This window comes from Crenobacter intestini (assembly GCF_004919095.1).
Lineage (GTDB): Bacteria > Pseudomonadota > Gammaproteobacteria > Burkholderiales > Chromobacteriaceae > Craterilacuibacter > Craterilacuibacter intestini.
This window is the reverse complement of record NZ_STGJ01000001.1, coordinates 385,516-403,713: the sequence shown is the minus strand read 5'-3', so window position 1 is coordinate 403,713 and position 18,198 is coordinate 385,516. Positions and strand designations below refer to the sequence as shown.

Genomic DNA, 18,198 nt, shown 5'->3' with positions numbered 1-18,198 from the left:
GACATGCTCGACTACCATGACGCGCTTGCGACGCTGCTCGCTGGCCTGACGCCCCCCGCCGCCGACGAGACGCTGCCCTTGTCGGCCGCCGCCAACCGCACGCTCTCGCGCGCGCTGCCGGCGCGTGTCGACACCCCGTCGTTCGACAACAGCGCGATGGACGGCTACGCGCTGTGCGACCCGGACGCGACGCGCACGGCGTTTTGCGTGACCGCGCGCGTCGCTGCGGGCGACAACGCGGCGGGCGTTGCCCTAGAGCCGGGCGAGGCCGCACGCATCTTCACCGGCGCGCCGCTGCCGGCGGGCGCGACGGCGGTGGTCGCGCAGGAAGACACGCGGCGGGATGAAGACGCGCTGCACCTCGATCAGCCCCCGCGCGCCGGGCAGCACATCCGCCGCCGCGCCGAGGAATACGCGGCGGGCGGCGTCTTGCTCGCGGAGGGCGCGCGGCTCACCCCGGCCGCCATCGCGCTGGTGGCAAGCCAAGGCTACGCGGCCCTGCCGGTGCGGCCCCGCCTGGCCGTGACGGTGTTCTCCAGCGGCAACGAGCTGGCCGAGCCGGGCGCCGAGCTGTTGCCGGGGCAGATCTACGACGCCAACCGCTACCAGCTGATCGCCTGGCTCGCCGGCTTTGACGTCACGGTGCGCGACGGCGGCATCCTGCCCGACGACGCGGCGCACACCCGCGCCGCGCTCGCCGAGGCGTCGCTAGCAAGCGACGTGATCCTGACCTCGGGCGGGGTGTCGGTCGGCGAGGAAGACCATGTGCGCGCCGCGCTCGAAGCCATCGGCACGCTCACCGCGTGGAAGCTCGCGATCAAGCCGGGCAAGCCCTTCGCGTGGGGGCAGGCCGGCCGCGCGCGGGTGTTCATGCTGCCGGGCAACCCGGTGGCGACCTTCGTCACCTTCTTCCTGCTGGTCGCACCGGCGCTGCGCGCGCTCTCGGGCGAGGCGGCCGCCGCGCCGCGCGCGCTGCCGGTACGCGCCGCGTTCGTGAAGGGCAAGCTTGAGCCGCGCCGCGAGTTCCTGCGCGCGCGGTTGCGGGTGGAGGATGGCGCGCTGCTGGCGGACCTCATGGCCGGGCAGGGCTCGGCCATGCTCTCGGCGTGCGCCGGGGCCGACGCGCTCGTGGAGATCCCGCCTGCGGCGACCGTCGCCGAGGGCGATTTGCTTAATGCCTACCTGATCAACGGAGCCTTCCAGTGAAAGTAACGAACAAGAGCGTGCGCATCGGCCTGGTGTCGGTCAGCGACCGCGCGAGCAGCGGCGTGTACACCGACGAGGGCCTGCCCTCGCTACGCGAATGGCTAGCAGCCGCGATTGTCGAGCCGACCGAGTTTGTCGAGGCGCTGATCCCCGACGAGCAGCCCCTGATCGAGGCGACGCTCAAGCGGCTGGTCGACGAGGAGGGCTGCGCGCTGGTGCTGACCACCGGCGGCACCGGCCCCGCGCCGCGCGACGTGACGCCCGACGCGACGCTCGCCGTCGCCGACCGGGAAATGCCGGGCTTCGGCGAGCAGATGCGCCAGGTCTCGCTCTACTACGTGCCCACCGCGATCCTGTCGCGCCAGGTCGGCGTGATCCGCGGCCAGAGCCTGATCCTCAACCTGCCGGGCCGCCCCAAGTCCATCCGCGAGACGCTGGAGGGCGTGCGCGGCGAAGACGGGGAAGTGCGGGTGCACGGCGTGTTCTCGGCCGTGCCATACTGCGTCGAGCTGATCGGCGGGCCGGTGTTCGGCACCCGCTCCGAAGTGGTGCGCGCGTTCCGCCCGAAGAAGAAGTGACGCTCAGGCGCCGAGCATGGCGGCGTCGACCGTGAAGTCGTTGCCGTGCCGGCGCACGAGCCGGGTCAGTACGGGGCCCAGGGTGTCCCAGTGCGCCGCCAGTGCCGCGGCCGGGTCGGCGAGCGCCGCCTCGCCCAGGCGCAAAGCCAGCGCCTGCGGGTCGATATGGAAGAAAGCCGGGTAGCCGTCGAGGCGGCCGTTGACCAGCAGCAATCGGCTGCGGTCGATACGCGCGGCGAGCAATACCAGCATGGTCAGGCTCCGCTCAAAAGGCGCGAGTGTGCGCGAGCCGGCGGGCGCTGGCAAGCCGCCTCGACGCGAGCGGTGCGTCGTTATACGGTGGAGGGTAGAGGCGAAGCCATCTGGTAGTGAAAGGCTGCGAATAGACAGGCCTGGATTGAGTTTCACTTAGCTTTATTGAGCCCACGCGCTGAAGAAAATAGTTCGTGATCGATTCGCTAATTATGGTTAGTGATTCTGAGGTGCGTATTTTTGCGCAAATAAAATGCAGGTGAGTCTCCTCTTTTTACTGGGTGGTTGCTTTTATATTGATTTGACTATTGTGTTTGCGATGTTGTATTCTGGCAATTTGATAATAATAAATCTTCCGCGTAAATTGATTAAAATCATGTAGTTGTTTTCTGAATATTTGTAAGATTTACTTGATTAAACAAGAAGAGCGGAATTTTAAAAATTGCCATGACTAGAGATGAATTCTTTAAAGATATATTGCCGCGCAATGAAGCGTTGGTAGATAAAATTAAGCGCGGTGATTTAGCTTGCGGGTGCTTGCGTAATCTAAGCGATGAGGAAATTAGGTCGATCTATTGTTACACGACTGAAGATAGGGATTTTTCCTATGTTGCGATAAATAATGAACTGCAGTCGTCTAATGGGGCTTCTATGGGAAGCCGGTTACATTTTCAAATAGAAAAGATTGATTCCGGCCTTGAAAAACTTCGCCCATACACAGAGGACTGCTATAGAGGGGAAGATGAAGATGGTCGATTAGACTCTCTGATAAAAAAAGGAAAACAGGCGACTGAGTATGATGTGGTTTATATTGCGGTGAATTTTTTCATGAGCACATCTATGGATAAAAAGAGTGACTTCCTAGAGAAAAAAATAAATTACATCATTCAAAATTTAGTTGATGAGCAAAGTAAGGCAAGGAATATAAGCCACGCTAGTCATTTTCCAGACGAAAAAGAAACTCTATACAAGAGAAATGCAACTTTTTTTGTTTCAGACATAGAAGAAACTGCTGATGGCAAGTTTGAGGTTTATCTTGTGGAGGTGTTGGAATGAAATGGTCTATTTTTGATAGCGAAAATGCGGCGCTGCTGGGGCAGATAAAACAAAAATATAAAATCACAAGCGAGCAACTGGAGTTGATTAAAAAAAGAAATGAAGAACTAAAAGAAAAATTCAAGACTCTAAAAAAAGAATATGCCAAGGAAAAAGAGTCAAAATTTGGGCGGAAAACGCTAAGGCCTAATTTAAAACATGGCACTCAAAAACTTGCTGCAATTATTGCTGCTGCAGAAAAAAACCTAAAAATAAAATTGAGTGGAAGTGAATGCCTTGGAGTTATTACTCTGAAGAGTAGGTCGGATAAATCTCTGGTGGTTGCCTGTGCGCACAATAGACGATTCGGCAAGGATGTAATCATCAAAAATAACTTCAGTGGTGGAGAAGGTTTTGAAGTAAATGAGGTTGTAATAGTTACAGGGAAGAGGTCTAGTCCTCTTAAATCGAGAGCCTTGAAGTTACACAGAAATAATAGAACTAAATCAATCCGCCCAATCGGGATTGGTCATCGGTCAAAATCAATAGTAACAATTGAAAAAATATCACGAAACGAAGAGATTTTATCCGAAAAAAAATAGCTCGGGACAGGGAAGATAGTATGTAAGGGCTTTATTGCACAACTCCCTTTTGCTGGTCTTGTCGGGTAGCTGTCTAGTCTTCAGGCGATTTGTGCAACAAAGCCGGTGGACATCGATCTTGCCAAGAGCAATGTTGTGGTTTTCGGCATCTATGCACGGAAAAGCATTACTCGTGCGGCCGGCAGTGCGGCGCGGTCAGTTGCCAGAACTCATCTCCGGCCTGCCGCCGTGCGCGATCGGCTGGGAGGCCTGCCTGGGCGGGCAGTTCACGGTGCTGTGCCATACGGTGAGGCCGATGCGGGGCAGACCGCTACAGCCAGCGCCGCACCTTGCGGCAGTACGCCGCGTAATCGTCCTTGAAGCGCGCGGCCAGCGCGGCTTCCTCGACGCGGATCTGGAAGCGGTTCATCCACCACACGAAGAGCGGCACCGGCAGCCACGCGGCCCAGTTGCCGAGCTTGAGCGCCCACGCGACCAGCAGCAGCAAGTCGGCCAGATACATCGGGTTGCGGCTAAAACGGTACAGTCCGCTCGTCACCAGCGTGTTCGCCTTCTTCGGGTGGCGCGGGTCGATGGTGGTGCCCGCGTGCAGAAAACCCAGCACGGCGACGCCGATGATCAGCACGGCGACGACCGCGATGGCGCGTGCGGCGCCGTGCGCGCCAGGCAGGGTGTAGGCAAGCATCGGCAGCCATTCGGCGGCGCCGTACATCAGCGCGCCGGCGATCACCACGAGGACGGGGGGCGGAAGTTTCAGCTCGAGCAGCATGCGTGTCGGATAGCGGGTCGGGCCGACCATGCTGCCTTCAAGTGCAGGAGGAAGCAATGTCTACCGCTTTTGTCGGCCTCGATTACATCGTCGACGTGATGGGTGAGGGCGGCCATCCGGCGCGCTGCAAGGCCGAGGCCGCGCGGCGCGAGGTGGTCCGCCACGCCAACCAGGCTGCCGCTTATTGCCGCGCACGCGGCTGGCCGGTGATCTGGGTGAGGGTCGGTTTCTCGCCGGGCTACCCCGAGTGGCCGGCCGCATCGCCCTTGTTCGGCGGCGCGCGCGACGCCGGCGCCTTCTTGCTCGGCGCGCCCGGCACCGCCTTTGTGCCGGAGCTTGCCGTGCAGGCGGGCGACGTGGTGCTCGCCAAGCCCAGGGTCAGTGGCTTTTACGGTACCGCGCTCGAGGCGGTGCTGCGCGCGCGTGGCGTTACCCGGCTGATTGTCGCCGGGGTGAGCACCAGCCTTGCGGTGTCGTCGACGGTGCGCGACGCGCACGACCGCGACTACGCGGTGTACCTGCTGGAAGACGCGTGCGCGGCGGCGAGCGAGGCCGAGCACGCGGCAGCGCTGCTGCCGCTGCCCGCGATCGCCCGCATCATCCGCTGCGGCACGCTCGCGTCGCTGGCCTGAGCAGGTACAATGCGCGCGTCACCCACCGTAGCCTTGCCCATGCGCGCTGCCATCGTCCGCGTCGAACCCGTCCACGCACCCGCCATCGATTACCCGCGCGAGGACAGGCTGGTGGAGGGGCGGCCACGCCGCCAGACCTGGACGGCCAGCGAGACGCAGGGCGTCGCCTGCGGCATCTGGTCGTGCGAGGCGGGCGCGTGGAAGATCCGCTTCGCCGACAACCGCCAGGAATTCTTCTGCGTGATCAGCGGGCGGGTGGTGCTGACCGACGAGGCGGGCCGCGCCGAGGTGTTCGGCGCGGGCGAGGCGGGGGTGATCCCGCCGGGCTTTGCCGGCGAGTTTCGCGTGCTCGAGCCGGTGTCCAAGTACTTCGTGGTCGCCGACGCGAAGTCCGCCTGAGCCCCTGTTCACGCGCTGCGGCGCATCGCCGATACGGCGTTAAAAACGGCTGCGAAATGCTGATGTACAAGCTGTACATTCCGCTTTTCCAGCCGTTTTCGTCTTGTCACGCCCTCGCCCGCGAGAGCGCGGGCACCTTCTAGGCGCCCTCGATTTCGCGGATCGCCTGTTCGATCTCGCGGATCGCCTTGTCGGTGTCCGCGTCCTTGTCGCCGCGGGCGCTTTGCTTGAGCTGGGCGAGCAGCTGCTTGAGCTTGGCGACCATCTCCTGCAGCGCCGGGTCGGCCTTCTCTTCGCCCTGCATGCCCCGGAGGGCGTCTTTTGCCGGATCGCCGGGCGTCGTCCCTTCCACAGATGTCTCGCTGTCTTCGCCCTCTGTCTGGCCGGGCTGCGTGCCGCCTTGGGCGGCGGCCTGGCTGTCGGCCGGCGCGGGGGCCTCCTGCAGTGTCTGCGTGGCGGCGGACGCGTCTGCCGTCTGCGTGCTGTCGCCGGCCTCTTCGCTTGTGAGGCGCGGTTCGGCCTGGCTGGCGGCGGGGGCGCTGCGCCTGCCGCCTCGCCCAATGCCTTCAATTCACGCGCGACCTGCGCGAGCTGCTGTGCGATCGCGCGGCGGCTGCCGGCGTCGTTGCCGGCGAGCGCCATCATCTTGCGCAGCATCTCGAGCTTTTCCTTGAGCATCGCCTTCTGCCAGCCCTGCGCCATGTCGTTTGCCGCGTTGCGAGCGGTCGTCTTGGGCTTGTCCATGCGTTCGCGCATCGCGCGCAGCGCGTCGCTGAGCGACTGGGAGAGCGCCTGCTCGGGCGTCGTGTCGGTGTGGGGGTGGGCGGGCAGCGTTGCGGCCGCCGACAGGGGCGCCGGCGTCTTGCCGGCAGGGGCGGAGCCGGCCTCGCGTGCGCCGGTGCGCGGCGAAAGGCTGGCCCAGGGGGCGGGCTGGATCTTCATGTTGTTCGCTTTCGGATGCTTTTTATTTTTATCGCCCGTCCTCGGCGAATCTTGAGTCAGAGCTCGTCGAGCGCGTCGCCCAGGTGTTCGAGCGAAGCCCAGGTGTCGAGATGCCAGCACCCGGCGCGGTGGCTGAGCGTATTGAGCGCGGCGTTGGGGATGGGCACCTTGCGCGGCGTATCCAGCGGCTCGCCGCTGGCGATGCGCCACACGATGTCGAGCACGCCGCCGTGGCACACCACCAGCACGCGGCGCCCGCTGTAGTGGCGCTCGACGTCCTCGAGTGCGGCGGCGACCCGCCCGGCAAAGTCCGTAAGCGATTCGCCCCCACAGAGCGGGTGGCCGGGCGTGCGTTCGCGGTAGGCGCGCCAGGGCGCCGGCGCGAGCGACGGCGCCTCGTCCAGCGTCAGCCCCTGCAGCGCGCCGTAGTGGCGCTCGCGCCAGCGCGCGTCAAGGCAGACCGGCAAGCCGAGTGCCGCAGAGAGCGGCGCGGCGGTCTGCCGCGTGCGCGTCAAGTCCGACGCGATGAGCGCGTCGAAGCGTTGGCCCTGCAGTGCCGCGGCAAGCCGGGCGGCCTGCGCGTGGCCGTTGGCGTTGAGCGGGATGTCGAGGTGGCCTTGCAGGCGGCGCTCGACGTTCCAGTCGGTCTCGCCGTGGCGGACCAGGCAGACGGTGGTGGTGGCGGTGTGCATGGCGCAAGGCTGCGGGGTTTACAGGGCGAGCGCAAGCCCTAGCGGCACGAAGGCGATGCTGGCGAGGTTGCCCACCAGCACCATCGCCGCCATCCGTTCGGGCTCCTGCCGGTAGTGTTCGGCCATCAGGAAGTTGAGTACGGCAGGCGGCAGCGCGCCGAACAGGATCAGCAACTGTGCCTGCGCTGGTGGCAGCTCGATCAGCCACAGCGCGGCGTACGCGCCGACAAGCCCGCTGAGAGGGCAGACCAGCGCGCCGACGACACCCGTGCCCAGCGCGGCGCGGCCGACGCTGACCATGCGCACGCCCAGCGCGAACAGCATCAGCGGGATGGTCGCGTCCCCCAGCATCTTGAGACCGGTCAGCACGGGCGCGGGCGGGTGCAAGCCTGTGAGGCTGGCGGCGACGCCGAGTGCTGACGCGATCACGATCGGGTTGCGCGCGAGCCCCGCGATGCGGGTGCGCGGGCTGAAGATGTAGGCGCCCAGCGTGAAGTGCAGCAGGTTGGAGACGACGAACAGCACGACAAAGCCGGCGAAACCCTCCGGCCCGAATGCCAACAGCGCGAGCGGCAGCCCCATATTGCCGCTGTTGTTGAACATGGCAGCGGGCAACAGCGTGCGCGCGTTCACGCCGAGGGCGCGCGCCACCGGCCACGCGACGAGGCCCGAGACTAGGATCACCAGCGCCGCGGCCGGCACCAAGCGCCACTGGGCGGCGAGGTCGAAGCCGCGCGCGGCCAGCGCCGAGAACACCAACAGCGGCACGCACACGTCCATGTTGAGGCGGTTGAGCGCGCGCATGTCCGGTTTGACGGTGCGGCCGTACCACCAGCCGATGGCGACGATGACGATGACGGGGAGGATGGTGGCGACAATGCGATCCAGCATGGCGGTGTGCTCGTTTGTTTCTTGCAAGCATGCCGCCATCTTGCCGCTTTGGCTATCAGTGTATACCCAGCCCCGACACCTCGCGCGCAAGCGCCGCCGCCGCGTTGTCGGTCAGCGCACCGACGTAGTCGAGGATCTTCATGTAGGCAAGGTAGGGCCCGTCGCTCGCGTCGATGCGCCCGTCGATCAGCGCGAGGTGCAACTGCTCGCGGGTGGTGAGCGCCTTGCCGGTGGTCAGCGCGTGCGCGGCGGGGACCAGGATGTCGAGCAGCGCGCCCATGCACGGGTAGGCGGCGATTTCGGTGACCAGCTTGGCGCGGTGGCGGTAGATGCGCTGGCTTGCCAGCGACTTGGCGCCGGTGACGGTGTCGCGCACCGCCGGCGCGCACACTTCGATCAGGTCGCGCGCCGGAAAGCGCCCTGCGAGCAGTTCGCGCTCGAAGGCCATGCAGCGGTCGGCCACCTCGGCGACGCACTTGCCGACCGCCGAGCCGCGCAGCGCCGAGCAGCGCTGGCGCGGGTCGGTGATCGGCCACGCCTTCTCGACTTCGACCAGGGGGCCTAGCGCCTCCTCGAATTCGGTGACGTCCAGCATGCCGATCTCGACCGCGTCTTCCAGGTCGAGGATCGCGTAGCAGATGTCGTCGGCTGCCTCCATCAGGTAGGAGAGCGGGTGGCGCGCCCATTCGGTGTCGCCGCGGCGCAGCAGGCCCAGCTCGCTGGCGACCGCCTCGAACATGGCAAGCTCGGTGCGGTAGACGTTGAACTTGCCGCGCGCGGGGTAGGTGTCGGACGTCCACGGGTATTTGACCAGTGCGCCCAGCGCCGCCGAGGTCAGCCGCATGCCGCCTTCGCCGACGTAAAGCTCGAGCGAGGCGACCGTGCGCAGGCCGTGCGCGTTGCCTTCGTAGGTCTGGATGTCGGCGCGCTGCGCCGCGCTCAAGGGTTCCAGCCAGAGGGCGTTGCGCGGTGCGCGGAACCAGTCGCGCAGCGCGTCCTCGCCGGTGTGGCCGAACGGCGGGTTGCCGATGTCGTGGGCGAGGCAGGCCACCTGCACCACCGCACCGATGTCGAACGGGGTGACGCCGGCGGGCAGGCGGGAAGAGGCGGCGAGCATCGCGCCGACGCGGTTGCCCAGGCTGCGCCCGACGCTGGCGACCTCGACGCTGTGGGTGAGCCGGTTATGGGTGTGGTCGTTCGGCGCGAGGGGGTGGACCTGCGTCTTGCGGCCGAGCCGGCGGAATGCGCTGGAGAACACCAGGCGGTCGTGGTCGACGTGAAAGTCGGTGCGCAGGCCGGCGCCGCTGTCGCCGGCGGCCAGCGCGCGTGCCGGCACGACGCTGCCTTCCTTGAGCTTGAAACGGCGCGTCGACATCAGCGCCGGCCACTGCATGGTCGCCTCGGGCATGGGGCCTCCTGGTTGGGTAGGCCCCCAGTATGCCCGATGGCTTACAGGTAGTGGAACGCCGGCGTCCTGCGCTCGTCGGTCGGGATCTCGTAACCCAGCATGAAGAGCGCCGCCTCGACGCGGTCGGCGGCGTCCGCGTGCGCAAGCCACGCCGCGTCGCAGCGGCTGGCCGCGTCGCGGATCAGCCAGCTGGCGCGGATCATCCACTCGGCGTGGAAGGCGCCGCGGTTGGAGAGCTGGCGGAAGTGGTAGCGCTCGTCGCTCGGGTTGCGGTTCAGCGACGAGGCGCCCGGTGCCCACGGGAAGCCCAGCGCCTCGGGCAGGTCGATGCGCGCGCGCCAGCAGTGCTGGCGGGCGAGCAGGCCGAGCGCGGCGCCGACCCGGCCGTCGTACATGGTCAGGCGGTCGCTGGCCAGCGCGTACACCTTGGTGAAGCCGACGTTCATGCGCAAGCGTTCGTTGAATGCGGTGACGTCGGGCGTGTCCGACTCCAGCACGGCAAGCGCGTCGCCCAGCAGGCGCGGCAACTCTTTGCGGTTGGCTTCGGCCCATTCGGCGTTCAGCGAATAGAGCTTGATGCCCTTGCCGCCGGTGCTCCAGCGCAGCGCGGCGTCGACCGCCGCGAGCAGCGCGTCGGCGTCGCCAGCGGCGAGGGCGGACGACAAGGCCGTGCGCAGCGCGTGGCGCGCGCGCGCGTTTTCCTCGTAATCGAGGCCGTTCCAGTGGTAGTGGCTGAAACACTCTTCCAGGCGGGTGACGGTGAATTCGCGCGGCGCGTCCTCAGGCAGCGTCTTGTCGCGCAGGCGGAAAGGGTGGGCGGCGATGGCCTCGCCACCTAGCCAGCGCGAGAGGCGCTGGCTGAACGCCGCGACGGCCGGGTCTGCGAGATAGCTTTGTTTGTCCGGGAAGGGTGCTTGCACGCAATGGCTCCAATAGATTCCGCTTGTCGGTCTTGTTTAATCAAAATAGATATATAGCCAAAAAATGCCGGTCTGGCGAGCCGGGGATGCTTTGCCGCGGCCGGCAGTGTAGACTCGCCGACCGAAAAACGACAGGAGGACGCCATGCAATTCGAACATCTGGTCGCCGTCAACCAGCCCGGCAACCCTGGCTTGCGCGCGCTGACCCGCGACGAGCTGTGGCGCGGCCTGCTCAGGCGCGCGCTATCCGCGCTCGATTTTGTCGAGTCGCTGGAAACCGACGTCGAGCACGAGGCGGGCGAGGGCTACAGCGAGCGCAGCTGGGGCTACGGCAACTTCGAGGTGCGGGTACGCATCGAGCACGCGGCGCCGGACACCATCGTCGTGCGCACCCACCCGCTGCCCGACGACGAAGGCGGCCGGCTGACCATCACGGTCGAGGAGCCCGAGGCGGGCCACCTGTTCGTGCGCTTCGCCTACCTGACCCCGCTGCCGGAGGGCGTGGTCGACGGCGTCGACGTCGCCGCCTACCTGCGCTCGGCGTACCGCGACACCGATGTGGCGATCATCCGCCGCATCCGCGAGATGGTCGAAGCGGGCGAGCTGTAAGAGCGTGTTCACGATCTCGCGAGCGAGGGCGAGACAAGGCGAAAACGGCTGAGAAAGCGGAATGTACAGGTGGTACATGAGCATTTCGAAGCCGTTTTCAACACCGTATCGCTGATGCGCAGCAGATCGTGAACAGGTTCTAAGTCAAAAGCGCCGCTTGCTGCGTTGCCGCAGGCGGCGCTTTGCGCTAGAGTGCGCGCTCCATAAATCGCGGGCGGCACGCCCGCGCAACGCCGCAAGAGCGCCTCCATACCCCATGCAGACCACCATCTTCGATACCAACTTGCCCCGCCGCGCGCTGGCCTGGCTGTCCAGCCGCCTGTTGAAGCTCGCCGGCTGGCGCGTCGAGGGGCAGTTCCCGTCCATCAAGCGTTGCGTGATGATCGCCGCGCCGCATTCGACCAACTGGGACTTCCCGCTGGCGCTGGCGGCAACTTTCATCCGTGGCGGGCGCATCTACTGGATGGGCAAGCACACGCTGTTCTGGGGCCCGATGGGCCCGGTGATGCGCTTTCTGGGCGGCATCCCGGTCAACCGTGGCCGCGCGGGCTCGCTGGTCGGCCAGATCGTCGACGCGTACGGCCGCGCCGACGAACTGGTGGTGGTGGTACCGCCCGAGGGGACGCGCGCCAAGGTGCGCGAGTGGAAGACCGGCTTTTACCGCATCGCCTGCGGCGCCCAGGTGCCGATCGTGCTTGCCTATATCGACTTCCCGAGCCGTACCGTCGGTTTCGGCCCTGTGTTCGAGCCTTGCGGCGACATCGACGTGGACATGCCGAAGATCCGCGACTTCTATAGCGGCTACCGCGGCAAGTACGACTGAGCGCCTGCCTCAGGGCAGCGCCGGCAGCGCGCTCAAGGGTAGCAGCAGGGTCGAGGTCGCCACCGCCTGCGCGCCGCCGATCGCGCTGCGCCGCAGGTGCTCGCCGCTGACGGTGGCCATGAGCAGCGTGCGGCCTATCATCTGCCCGAATTCCCGCTCGAAGCTGAGGTTGACCGTATCGGCCGTGCGCTCGTTGGCGACGAGCAGCGGGCGGCCGGCGGCGTCCGCGCGGTGGTTGAGAAGCCAGGCGGCGACTTCGATGTTGTAGGCGGCGTTGGCGAGCTTTTGCGCGTTGACGGTGTCGGTGAGCGTCGGCGTGCGCTCGCCCTCCCATGCGTCCATCAGCATGCTGCCCAGCCCGTAGACCAGGGTGCCGGCGCGGTCGCCCTCGAAGGCCGGCTCGAACGCGGTCGCGATCGCGTCCTGCGCGCGCACCCGGCCCAGCGGCGCGAGCGGCAGGCGGCTCTTGATCGCGAACATCACTTCCGACTTGGCCGCCTCGGCGCTGGTGTGGCCGCCCTGGCGCCAGGCGGCGGGGTTGCGCAGGTAGAGCTTGGCGAGCAGCCGATCCAGGCTTTGCAGGTTTTCGGCCATCACCAGCGTCGCCAGGCGCTGCGTCGGTGTCTGGATCAGCTCGCGCGCGTCGAACGCGTGCTCGGGCACCGTCTTTTTGGCCGGCACCCACGCGCAGCCGGCGAGGCCGAGCGCGAGCACGCCCGCGAGCAGGGCGCTAGCGCGCAAAGTAGCCCCGCGCCTCGGCGTTTTCGAGCGCGTCTGCCAGCCAGCGCCCGGCGTCCGGGCAGCCCGCGTCGACCTGGCTTGCCGCGCGGCTGCGCACGTCGTCTGCGCGCACGCCGTTCTCGCGCCAGCTCTGCCCCTCGCGGTTGAGGTTGAGCAGGATGGGCATCAAGCGGTCCATCGCCCGCGCGAAACGCGCCTCGGCGCTTTGCGCGGCCTCGAATTCTTCCCATAGCGCGAACATCTCCGCTGCCTGCGCCGGCGGCAGCAGGGAGAAGATGCGCCGCGCGCCTTCGGCTTCTTCCGCCTTGTCCTCGGCGCTTGCCGCGTAGAACAGGGTGTCGCCGCTGTCGATCTCGCCGATGTCGTGCACCAGCAGCAGGCGGATCACCCGTTCGATGTCGAGGGCCACCGGCGCGTGCGGGGCCAGCGTCAAGGCGAGCAGCGCGACCTGCCAGCTGTGTTCGGCGGCGTTCTCGTAGCGCTCGAGGGTGACCGGCTTGTTCTTGCGCAGCACGCCCTTGAGCTTGTCGATCTCGACGATGAAGGCGATGCGCCGGGCGATGGGGGTCTCATGCATGGTGACGGGGACGGTGTAATGGTTGGACGCACGGATTCTAGCGCGCCGGCGCCGTTTCGCGCGCGGTGCGGTACGCGATCGCCTCCAGCACGTCGACCGCACGCTCCATCGCCTGCACGCTGACGCACTCGCGCGGGCTGCCGACGTTGAAGCCGCCGGTGAAGAGGCCGGGGCAGGGCAGGCCGATGCGGGCGCCGATGCTGCAGTCGCGCAGTTGCGCCGGGCGCGGGGTGACCCCGGCGTCGGCCATCGCCGTGCGGGCGAGCGCGAGCGCGCGCCGCCCGTTTTCCTGCATGCCGGCCAGGTTGCGGCAGCGCTCGGCAAAGGCCAGCGTCACCCGCGGGCGGTCGAGTTCCGCGTTGAACGCGGCGGCGCGCTCGGCAAGGAAGCGTTCGCGGCAGGCCAGCCCCTCGGCGACGAAGTCGCAAAGCTGGTAGTGAAGTTCGGCGCGTTCGGTGTTGCCCACCATCGATTCGAGGTGGAAATAGCCTTCGGCCCCCTGGGTCGCCTCCGGCGTCTCGTCGCGCGGCATGCCGGCGTGAAACAGCGCGGCCAGCGTCGCCGCGTTGACGAGGCGCTCGTAACCCGCACCCGGCGGGCAGCCGTCGCCCTCGAAGGTGAGCGACGCGCGCGTCGCGTTAAAGCTGTCGCCGCACAGTTCGCCAAGCGCCCCCGCGTCGACCGTATACCCCCAGCGCGCGCTGACCTTCTCGCGCGGGAAGGCCGCCGCGGCGCGCCCCAGGTGCGCGTCCGGCAACAGCACGACCCAGATCTCGCCGTGCGGCGCGGCAGGCGCGTGCACGAGGCGCGCGCACGCGCTGACGATCTCGGCGATGCCCGCCTTGTCGTCGATGCCCAGGCGTGCGTGGCCGTCGCCGGCGATCAAGTCGTCGCCGCGCGCCAGGCGCAGCGCAGGGGTGTCGCGCAGGCTCAGGCGCCCGGCACCGTCGCCCAGTTTCACCGCGCGGCCCGGCCAGGCCGGGATCTCGTGCGCGCCGGTGACGCAGGCGTCTGCCGCAGGGTCGGTGTCGAGGTGGGCGATCCAGACGATGGCGGGCGCGTCTGTGGCGTCTTTGGTGGCGGCCAGACGGGCGCTGACGCAGCCGGTGGCGTCGTGTTCGACGTCACTCAGGCCGATGCGCGAGAGTTCTTCGGCGAGCAGCGCGCCCAGTGCGCGCTGTCCTGCGCTGCTGGGCTGGGCGGTTGAGGCGGGGTCGGCTCGGCTGTCGATCGCTGCGTAACGCAGGAAACGCTCGCTGACGGCGGTGGGCATCGCACACTCCTTGGCAGTCGGGTGCGTCCACTATGCACGCTCGGCGTGCGTACGGCTTTGCGCTGTGTCAGACAATCGCCCGCCTCAGGGCAGGCGGCCGATCGCCGCGGCCATCAGCGCGAACATCGCGTCGGCGTCGACCTCGGTGATCCACGTTGCGTTGGGCGCGCGGCCGGTGCTGTGCCACCAGTCGACCGATGAGTGGCCGCGGGTCAGCGCGCTTGCGGTCTCGATCTCTACGTTGACCTCGCGGCCGCCGAACAGGGCGGGCGCCAGCAGCCACGCCACCGCGCACGGGTCGTGCAGGGGTGCGCCGTCCTGCCCGTATTTCTGCACGTCGTGCCGCTCGAAGCTCGTCATCAGCCGCGCGGCGAGCGGGCCGCAAACGTTGGGCAGGGCCGCGACGCGCGCGACGCGGGAGGCCGCTGTGCACGCCTTGTGGGTGGCGTCCAGCGGCAGCACGGTGACGGGCACCCCGGCGTGCAGCACGCGCGCCGCGGCGTGCGGGTCGGCGTAGAAGTTGAATTCGGCCGACGGCGTGATGTTGCCGCCCTCGAAATAGGCGCCGCCCATCACCACGATGCGGCCGATGCGTGGCGCGATGTCCGGCGCGAGCGAGAGCGCGAGCGCGAGGTTGGTCAGCGGGCCGACCGCGCACAGGGTGACGCTGCCGGGCGCCTGTTCGCGGACGGTGTCGACGATGAACTGCGCCGCATGCAGAGGTTGCAGCGGCATGGCCGGCGTGTGCATCGGCGCGCCGGCCATGCCGCCCTCGCCGTGCACCTCTTCGGCGGTGGCGACGCTCGCGCACAAGGGCGCCGCCGCGCCCGCGTACACCGGCACGTCGGGGCGGCCGGCCCACTCGCAGACGATGCGCGCGTTGCGCGAGGTGGCCCCGACGCCCACGTTGCCGGCGACGCAGGTGACGCCCAGCAGGTCCAGTCGGTCGCTTGCGCCGAGCAGGAAGAGCAGGGCGACAGCGTCGTCGAGGCCGGGGTCGGTGTCGAAAATGACTTTCTGGCGCATATGCAGAGGGCTCTCCCGTGCGTGGACAAGACATTATTGGTCAGGCGAGCGGGTGCCTGCTACACTTGCGGCCTTTTTTGACGCGCTCGAGGCGCCAAGTCATTGTGAACACAAAGGATTTTTCCGCGCTGGCGCTGCCGGCGCCGCTACTGGCCAACCTGCCCTCGCTCGGTTACCGCGAGATGACGCCGATCCAGGCCGCCGCCTTGCCCGTCGCGCTCGCCGGCCGTGACCTGATCGCGCAGGCGGCGACCGGCAGCGGCAAGACCGCGGCGTTCGGCTTGCCCTTGCTTAGCCGGATCAACCCGCGCTGGTTCGCCGTGCAGGCGCTGGTGCTGTGCCCGACCCGCGAGCTGGCCGAGCAGGTCGCGCGTGAAATCCGCCGCCTCGCCCGCGCCGTCGAAAACATCAAGGTGGTCACGCTGACCGGCGGCACCCGCATGGGCCCGCAGATCGGCTCGCTCGAGCACGGCGCGCACATCGTCGTCGGCACGCCGGGCCGCCTGCACGACCACCTGTGGCGGCGCACGCTCGACCTCTCGACCGTCAGCACGCTGGTGCTCGACGAGGCCGACCGCATGGTCGACATGGGGTTTTACGAGGAGATCACCGGCATCGTCGACGCCTGCGGCAAGCGCCGGCAGACGCTGATGTTCTCGGCGACGTACCCCGAGGACATCCAGCGCCTCGCCAAGCGCTTCATGCGCGAACCCGAGCGCGTCAGCGTCGACGCCAAGCCCGACGCGGCGAAGATCGAGCAGCGCTTCTACAAGGTCGACCCGGCCGGCCGCATCGACGCGCTGGTGCGCCTGATCGGCCACTTCCGCCCGGCCTCGACGCTGGTGTTCTGCAACACCCGCGAGGCGGTCAAGGCGTCGGTGCGCGCGCTCGAGGCGCAGGGCATCGGCGCGCTCGCGCTATACGGTGACCTGGAACAGCGCGACCGCGACGAGACCCTGCTCAAGTTCGCCGCCGGCTGCGCGCCGGTGCTGGTCGCCACCGACGTCGCCGCGCGCGGCCTCGACATCCGCTCGCTCGACTGCGTGATCAACGCCGAGATCGCGCCGAAAGCCGACGTGCACGTGCACCGTATCGGCCGCACCGGCCGTGCCGGCGAGACCGGCCTCGCGTTAAGCCTGGTGGCGCCGACCGACACCGCGCGCCTCGCCCGCATCGAAGAGGTGCAGGGCGCGCGCGCGCGCTGGGACGAGCTTGCCAAGCTGACGGTACAGCCTGCCGACGCCAAGCCGGCCCCGGCACTGTTGTGCATCAACGCGGGCAAGCGCGACAAGCTGCGCCCGGGCGACATCCTCGGCGCACTGACCGGCGAGGGCGGCCTGCCGGGCACCGCGATCGGCAAGATCCAGCTCTCCGACACCGCAAGCTACGTCGCCATCGCCCCCGACTACGCGAAACAGGCGCTCGCCTGGCTCGACGGCGGCCGCATCAAGACGCGCAGCGTCAAGGCGCGCATCCTCTAACGGGCCTGCCGGTAGGCGACGCCCTGCACCACGGCGGCACGGTCGCTGTGGCAGCGCCCTTCGATCAATTCGCGTTCGGTCTCCTGCAGCCATTCCCAGCGCACGCGGGGCAGGTCGGCGACCAGATGTGCGGGCTCGAGCAGCAGCTCGGGTTCGCGCGGGCCGCCGGTGCCGAAGGCGAGCTGGCGCGGGGTGTACGCCTCGATCAGGAAGACGCCGCCGTCCACCAGCGCGTCGCCCGCGCGCGCGAGCACTGCCTTGCGCAGCGCGGGGTCCAGGTGGCAGAACACCGAAACCACCGCGTCAAACGTGGCCGCCTCCGGCAGGAAGCCGGCGAGGTCGGCGTGCACGACGTCCACTTCGATGCCGCGCGTGGCGGCGAGGCGGCGGATCTTGTCGCAGCCGGCACGCGAGCCTTCCACCGCGCATACCCGGTGCCCGAGTGACGCCAGGTACACCGCGTTGCGGCCTTCTCCTTCCCCCAGGCTCAACACCCGCGAGGCGGGCGCGAACCGATGCGCCTGGCTTGCCAGGAAGTCGTTCGGCGCGGTGCCGTATACATAGTCGTCAGCCGCGTAGCGGCTGTCCCAGAAGTTGTTTTCCGGCATGCTGATGTCCTTAAGCGGGCGGGGCGCCAGTATAGCGCCTGCCTTCAGGGGAGGGCGTCCAGCGCGCGCTTGAGTGTCTCGGCGTCGGTCAGGCCGGCGTACAGGCGCTCGCCGATCAGTAGCACCGGCGTTGAAAAGAGCTGCAACTGGTCGGCCAGTGCCTGGTTGGCGGCCAGCGCCTGCGTGGCGCGCGGCTCGCCCGGCAGCGCGCGCGTGGTGCCGGTGTCGGCGGCGACGCGGGTGAGGGTGGTAGGGACGAGCGGGCCGGCCGCCTGCATCAGCGCGTGGTGCACCGCCCAATAGCGTGCCGGGGCATCCTGCCAGACGGCCAGCGCGTAGCGCGCGGCCGGCGCCGAACTGTCGTCGATCAGCGCGAGCGGCTTGAAGACGAAGCGTACCGTCGGGCGTTCGCGCGCGACGCGCTCGAGCACCGCGTCGAGCTTGCGGCAGTACGGGCAGTTGAAGTCGGTGAAGTAGATGACGGTCCTGGCCGCGCGCGCGGGACCCAGCGCGGGGTCGGCCGGGTTCGCGTAGACGGCGGCGGGGCGGCTTGAAGCGAGTGCGTGCAGGCGCTCGCGGTGGCGCTGCCGGTTACGCTCGGCGAGCGCCTCGAGGTCGGGCAGGGTGCGGGCGGCGCCGATCAGGGGCATCAGCCCGAGCCCCGCCAGCAGGGTGCGGCGTTTCATCTTGCGGTCTTTGGCGTGGGTGCGAGCTTCCAGTAAAGACCGTGCGCT

23 protein-coding genes are annotated in these 18,198 nt (G+C 67.6%); 10 read left to right on the top strand and 13 right to left on the bottom strand.

Translation table 11 applies throughout. The annotated features are described in order from the left end of the window. Window positions 1-3 precede the first annotated feature (3 nt). Both E5K04_RS01830 and mog read left to right on the top strand, forming a co-directional pair. Window positions 4-1,206 (top strand): molybdopterin molybdotransferase MoeA, encoded by a 1,203-nt coding sequence (locus E5K04_RS01830; protein WP_136551192.1) that lies wholly within the window; start codon window positions 4-6, stop codon window positions 1,204-1,206. Continuing rightward, on the top strand, window positions 1,203-1,784 hold the full coding sequence (mog, locus tag E5K04_RS01825) for a molybdopterin adenylyltransferase (RefSeq protein WP_136551191.1): 582 nt from the start codon (window positions 1,203-1,205) through the stop codon (window positions 1,782-1,784). The genes E5K04_RS01830 and mog overlap by 4 nt, the downstream gene beginning before the upstream one ends. Before the next feature lie 3 nt (window positions 1,785-1,787). Here mog and E5K04_RS01820 read toward each other — a convergent pair whose 3' ends face one another. Continuing rightward, window positions 1,788-2,036 (bottom strand): hypothetical protein, encoded by a 249-nt coding sequence (locus E5K04_RS01820; protein WP_136551190.1) that lies wholly within the window; start codon window positions 2,034-2,036, stop codon window positions 1,788-1,790. 447 nt (window positions 2,037-2,483) lie between these two features. On the opposite strand from E5K04_RS01820, the gene E5K04_RS01815 reads away from it, so the two are divergent. Together E5K04_RS01815 and E5K04_RS01810 are read left to right on the top strand one after the other, a co-directional pair. Next, a complete protein-coding gene (locus E5K04_RS01815; RefSeq protein WP_136551189.1) occupies window positions 2,484-3,092 on the top strand; it encodes an ADP-ribosyltransferase in 609 nt (202 codons plus the stop codon). After that, entirely contained in the window at window positions 3,089-3,673 is a 585-nt protein-coding gene (locus E5K04_RS01810; RefSeq protein ID WP_136551188.1) for a hypothetical protein, read from the top strand. The genes E5K04_RS01815 and E5K04_RS01810 overlap by 4 nt, the downstream gene beginning before the upstream one ends. A 310-nt stretch (window positions 3,674-3,983) precedes the next feature. On the opposite strand, the gene E5K04_RS01805 is transcribed toward E5K04_RS01810, so the two are convergent. Further along, complete coding sequence (locus E5K04_RS01805) at window positions 3,984-4,472, bottom strand: methyltransferase family protein (RefSeq protein ID WP_235844213.1); 489 nt, start codon at window positions 4,470-4,472, stop codon at window positions 3,984-3,986. Between the two features lie 26 nt (window positions 4,473-4,498). Between E5K04_RS01805 and E5K04_RS01800 the strand changes: the two genes are divergently transcribed. Then, the gene (locus E5K04_RS01800; protein ID WP_136551187.1) at window positions 4,499-5,074 is read left to right on the top strand and encodes a cysteine hydrolase family protein; all 576 of its coding nucleotides are present in this window, start codon (window positions 4,499-4,501) and stop codon (window positions 5,072-5,074) included. A 39-nt stretch (window positions 5,075-5,113) separates the two neighbouring features. Then, window positions 5,114-5,473, top strand: a complete 360-nt coding sequence (locus tag E5K04_RS01795) for a cupin domain-containing protein (protein WP_136551186.1) — start codon at window positions 5,114-5,116, stop codon at window positions 5,471-5,473. A 139-nt stretch (window positions 5,474-5,612) separates the two neighbouring features. On the opposite strand, the gene E5K04_RS16615 is transcribed toward E5K04_RS01795, so the two are convergent. Then, on the bottom strand, window positions 5,613-5,777 hold the full coding sequence (locus tag E5K04_RS16615; protein WP_168929126.1) for a hypothetical protein: 165 nt from the start codon (window positions 5,775-5,777) through the stop codon (window positions 5,613-5,615). A gap of 366 nt (window positions 5,778-6,143) precedes the next feature. On the opposite strand from E5K04_RS16615, the gene E5K04_RS01790 reads away from it, so the two are divergent. Further along, the gene (locus E5K04_RS01790; RefSeq protein WP_136551185.1) at window positions 6,144-6,470 is read left to right on the top strand and encodes a hypothetical protein; all 327 of its coding nucleotides are present in this window, start codon (window positions 6,144-6,146) and stop codon (window positions 6,468-6,470) included. A 1-nt stretch (window position 6,471) separates the two neighbouring features. On the opposite strand, the gene E5K04_RS01785 is transcribed toward E5K04_RS01790, so the two are convergent. Genes E5K04_RS01785 through E5K04_RS01770 form a run of 4 tightly spaced genes read right to left on the bottom strand, consistent with a single transcriptional unit; the run spans window position 6,472 to window position 10,326 of the window. Next, window positions 6,472-7,107 (bottom strand): histidine phosphatase family protein, encoded by a 636-nt coding sequence (locus E5K04_RS01785; RefSeq protein WP_136551184.1) that lies wholly within the window; start codon window positions 7,105-7,107, stop codon window positions 6,472-6,474. Window positions 7,108-7,125: 18 nt separating this feature from the next. Continuing rightward, entirely contained in the window at window positions 7,126-7,998 is an 873-nt protein-coding gene (locus tag E5K04_RS01780) for an AEC family transporter (protein WP_136551183.1), read from the bottom strand. A 55-nt stretch (window positions 7,999-8,053) separates the two neighbouring features. Next, the gene (locus E5K04_RS01775) at window positions 8,054-9,406 is read right to left on the bottom strand and encodes a deoxyguanosinetriphosphate triphosphohydrolase (protein ID WP_235844212.1); all 1,353 of its coding nucleotides are present in this window, start codon (window positions 9,404-9,406) and stop codon (window positions 8,054-8,056) included. Window positions 9,407-9,447: 41 nt separating this feature from the next. Continuing rightward, complete coding sequence (locus tag E5K04_RS01770) at window positions 9,448-10,326, bottom strand: hypothetical protein (protein WP_136551182.1); 879 nt, start codon at window positions 10,324-10,326, stop codon at window positions 9,448-9,450. A 144-nt stretch (window positions 10,327-10,470) separates the two neighbouring features. On the opposite strand from E5K04_RS01770, the gene E5K04_RS01765 reads away from it, so the two are divergent. Both E5K04_RS01765 and E5K04_RS01760 read left to right on the top strand, forming a co-directional pair. Further along, window positions 10,471-10,935 carry an AtaL-like protein gene (locus tag E5K04_RS01765; protein ID WP_136551181.1) on the top strand — a complete coding sequence of 155 codons (465 nt, stop codon included), beginning with the start codon at window positions 10,471-10,473 and terminating at the stop codon, window positions 10,933-10,935. 256 nt (window positions 10,936-11,191) lie between these two features. Beyond that, on the top strand, window positions 11,192-11,758 hold the full coding sequence (locus tag E5K04_RS01760) for a lysophospholipid acyltransferase family protein (RefSeq protein WP_136551180.1): 567 nt from the start codon (window positions 11,192-11,194) through the stop codon (window positions 11,756-11,758). Between the two features lie 9 nt (window positions 11,759-11,767). On the opposite strand, the gene E5K04_RS01755 is transcribed toward E5K04_RS01760, so the two are convergent. The 4 genes from E5K04_RS01755 to E5K04_RS01740 form a co-directional block, all read right to left on the bottom strand. After that, the gene (locus tag E5K04_RS01755) at window positions 11,768-12,499 is read right to left on the bottom strand and encodes a hypothetical protein (protein ID WP_136551179.1); all 732 of its coding nucleotides are present in this window, start codon (window positions 12,497-12,499) and stop codon (window positions 11,768-11,770) included. Next, window positions 12,489-13,076, bottom strand: a complete 588-nt coding sequence (locus tag E5K04_RS01750; RefSeq protein ID WP_136551178.1) for an HD domain-containing protein — start codon at window positions 13,074-13,076, stop codon at window positions 12,489-12,491. The genes E5K04_RS01755 and E5K04_RS01750 overlap by 11 nt, the downstream gene beginning before the upstream one ends. A 37-nt stretch (window positions 13,077-13,113) precedes the next feature. Continuing rightward, window positions 13,114-14,349, bottom strand: coding sequence for a tripeptide aminopeptidase PepT (gene pepT / locus E5K04_RS01745; RefSeq protein ID WP_136551177.1), 1,236 nt, complete (start codon window positions 14,347-14,349; stop codon window positions 13,114-13,116). An 84-nt stretch (window positions 14,350-14,433) separates the two neighbouring features. Further along, the gene (locus E5K04_RS01740) at window positions 14,434-15,375 is read right to left on the bottom strand and encodes a nucleoside hydrolase (protein ID WP_136551176.1); all 942 of its coding nucleotides are present in this window, start codon (window positions 15,373-15,375) and stop codon (window positions 14,434-14,436) included. A gap of 104 nt (window positions 15,376-15,479) precedes the next feature. On the opposite strand from E5K04_RS01740, the gene dbpA reads away from it, so the two are divergent. Continuing rightward, a complete protein-coding gene (gene dbpA, locus E5K04_RS01735) occupies window positions 15,480-16,856 on the top strand; it encodes an ATP-dependent RNA helicase DbpA (protein ID WP_136551175.1) in 1,377 nt (458 codons plus the stop codon). Here dbpA and E5K04_RS01730 read toward each other — a convergent pair. Next, the gene (locus E5K04_RS01730) at window positions 16,853-17,464 is read right to left on the bottom strand and encodes an SAM-dependent methyltransferase (RefSeq protein WP_136551174.1); all 612 of its coding nucleotides are present in this window, start codon (window positions 17,462-17,464) and stop codon (window positions 16,853-16,855) included. The genes dbpA and E5K04_RS01730 overlap by 4 nt on opposite strands. A 44-nt stretch (window positions 17,465-17,508) precedes the next feature. Then, window positions 17,509-18,150 (bottom strand): thioredoxin domain-containing protein, encoded by a 642-nt coding sequence (locus E5K04_RS01725; RefSeq protein ID WP_136551173.1) that lies wholly within the window; start codon window positions 18,148-18,150, stop codon window positions 17,509-17,511. Between the last annotated feature and the right edge of the window lie 48 nt (window positions 18,151-18,198).

Coding starts and splice junctions, on each gene's coding strand:
- E5K04_RS01830 (WP_136551192.1), top strand. CDS start 4: ATGCTCGACTACCATGACGCGCTTGCGACGCTGCTCGCTGGCCTGACG.
- E5K04_RS01820 (WP_136551190.1), bottom strand. CDS start 2,036: ATGCTGGTATTGCTCGCCGCGCGTATCGACCGCAGCCGATTGCTGCTG.
- E5K04_RS01815 (WP_136551189.1), top strand. CDS start 2,484: ATGACTAGAGATGAATTCTTTAAAGATATATTGCCGCGCAATGAAGCG.
- E5K04_RS01810 (WP_136551188.1), top strand. CDS start 3,089: ATGAAATGGTCTATTTTTGATAGCGAAAATGCGGCGCTGCTGGGGCAG.
- E5K04_RS01805 (WP_235844213.1), bottom strand. CDS start 4,472: ATGGTCGGCCCGACCCGCTATCCGACACGCATGCTGCTCGAGCTGAAA.
- E5K04_RS01800 (WP_136551187.1), top strand. CDS start 4,499: ATGTCTACCGCTTTTGTCGGCCTCGATTACATCGTCGACGTGATGGGT.
- E5K04_RS01795 (WP_136551186.1), top strand. CDS start 5,114: ATGCGCGCTGCCATCGTCCGCGTCGAACCCGTCCACGCACCCGCCATC.
- E5K04_RS16615 (WP_168929126.1), bottom strand. CDS start 5,777: ATGCAGGGCGAAGAGAAGGCCGACCCGGCGCTGCAGGAGATGGTCGCC.
- E5K04_RS01785 (WP_136551184.1), bottom strand. CDS start 7,107: ATGCACACCGCCACCACCACCGTCTGCCTGGTCCGCCACGGCGAGACC.
- E5K04_RS01780 (WP_136551183.1), bottom strand. CDS start 7,998: ATGCTGGATCGCATTGTCGCCACCATCCTCCCCGTCATCGTCATCGTC.
- E5K04_RS01775 (WP_235844212.1), bottom strand. CDS start 9,406: ATGCCCGAGGCGACCATGCAGTGGCCGGCGCTGATGTCGACGCGCCGT.
- E5K04_RS01765 (WP_136551181.1), top strand. CDS start 10,471: ATGCAATTCGAACATCTGGTCGCCGTCAACCAGCCCGGCAACCCTGGC.
- E5K04_RS01760 (WP_136551180.1), top strand. CDS start 11,192: ATGCAGACCACCATCTTCGATACCAACTTGCCCCGCCGCGCGCTGGCC.
- E5K04_RS01750 (WP_136551178.1), bottom strand. CDS start 13,076: ATGCATGAGACCCCCATCGCCCGGCGCATCGCCTTCATCGTCGAGATC.
- pepT (WP_136551177.1), bottom strand. CDS start 14,349: ATGCCCACCGCCGTCAGCGAGCGTTTCCTGCGTTACGCAGCGATCGAC.
- E5K04_RS01740 (WP_136551176.1), bottom strand. CDS start 15,375: ATGCGCCAGAAAGTCATTTTCGACACCGACCCCGGCCTCGACGACGCT.
- E5K04_RS01730 (WP_136551174.1), bottom strand. CDS start 17,464: ATGCCGGAAAACAACTTCTGGGACAGCCGCTACGCGGCTGACGACTAT.
- E5K04_RS01725 (WP_136551173.1), bottom strand. CDS start 18,150: ATGAAACGCCGCACCCTGCTGGCGGGGCTCGGGCTGATGCCCCTGATC.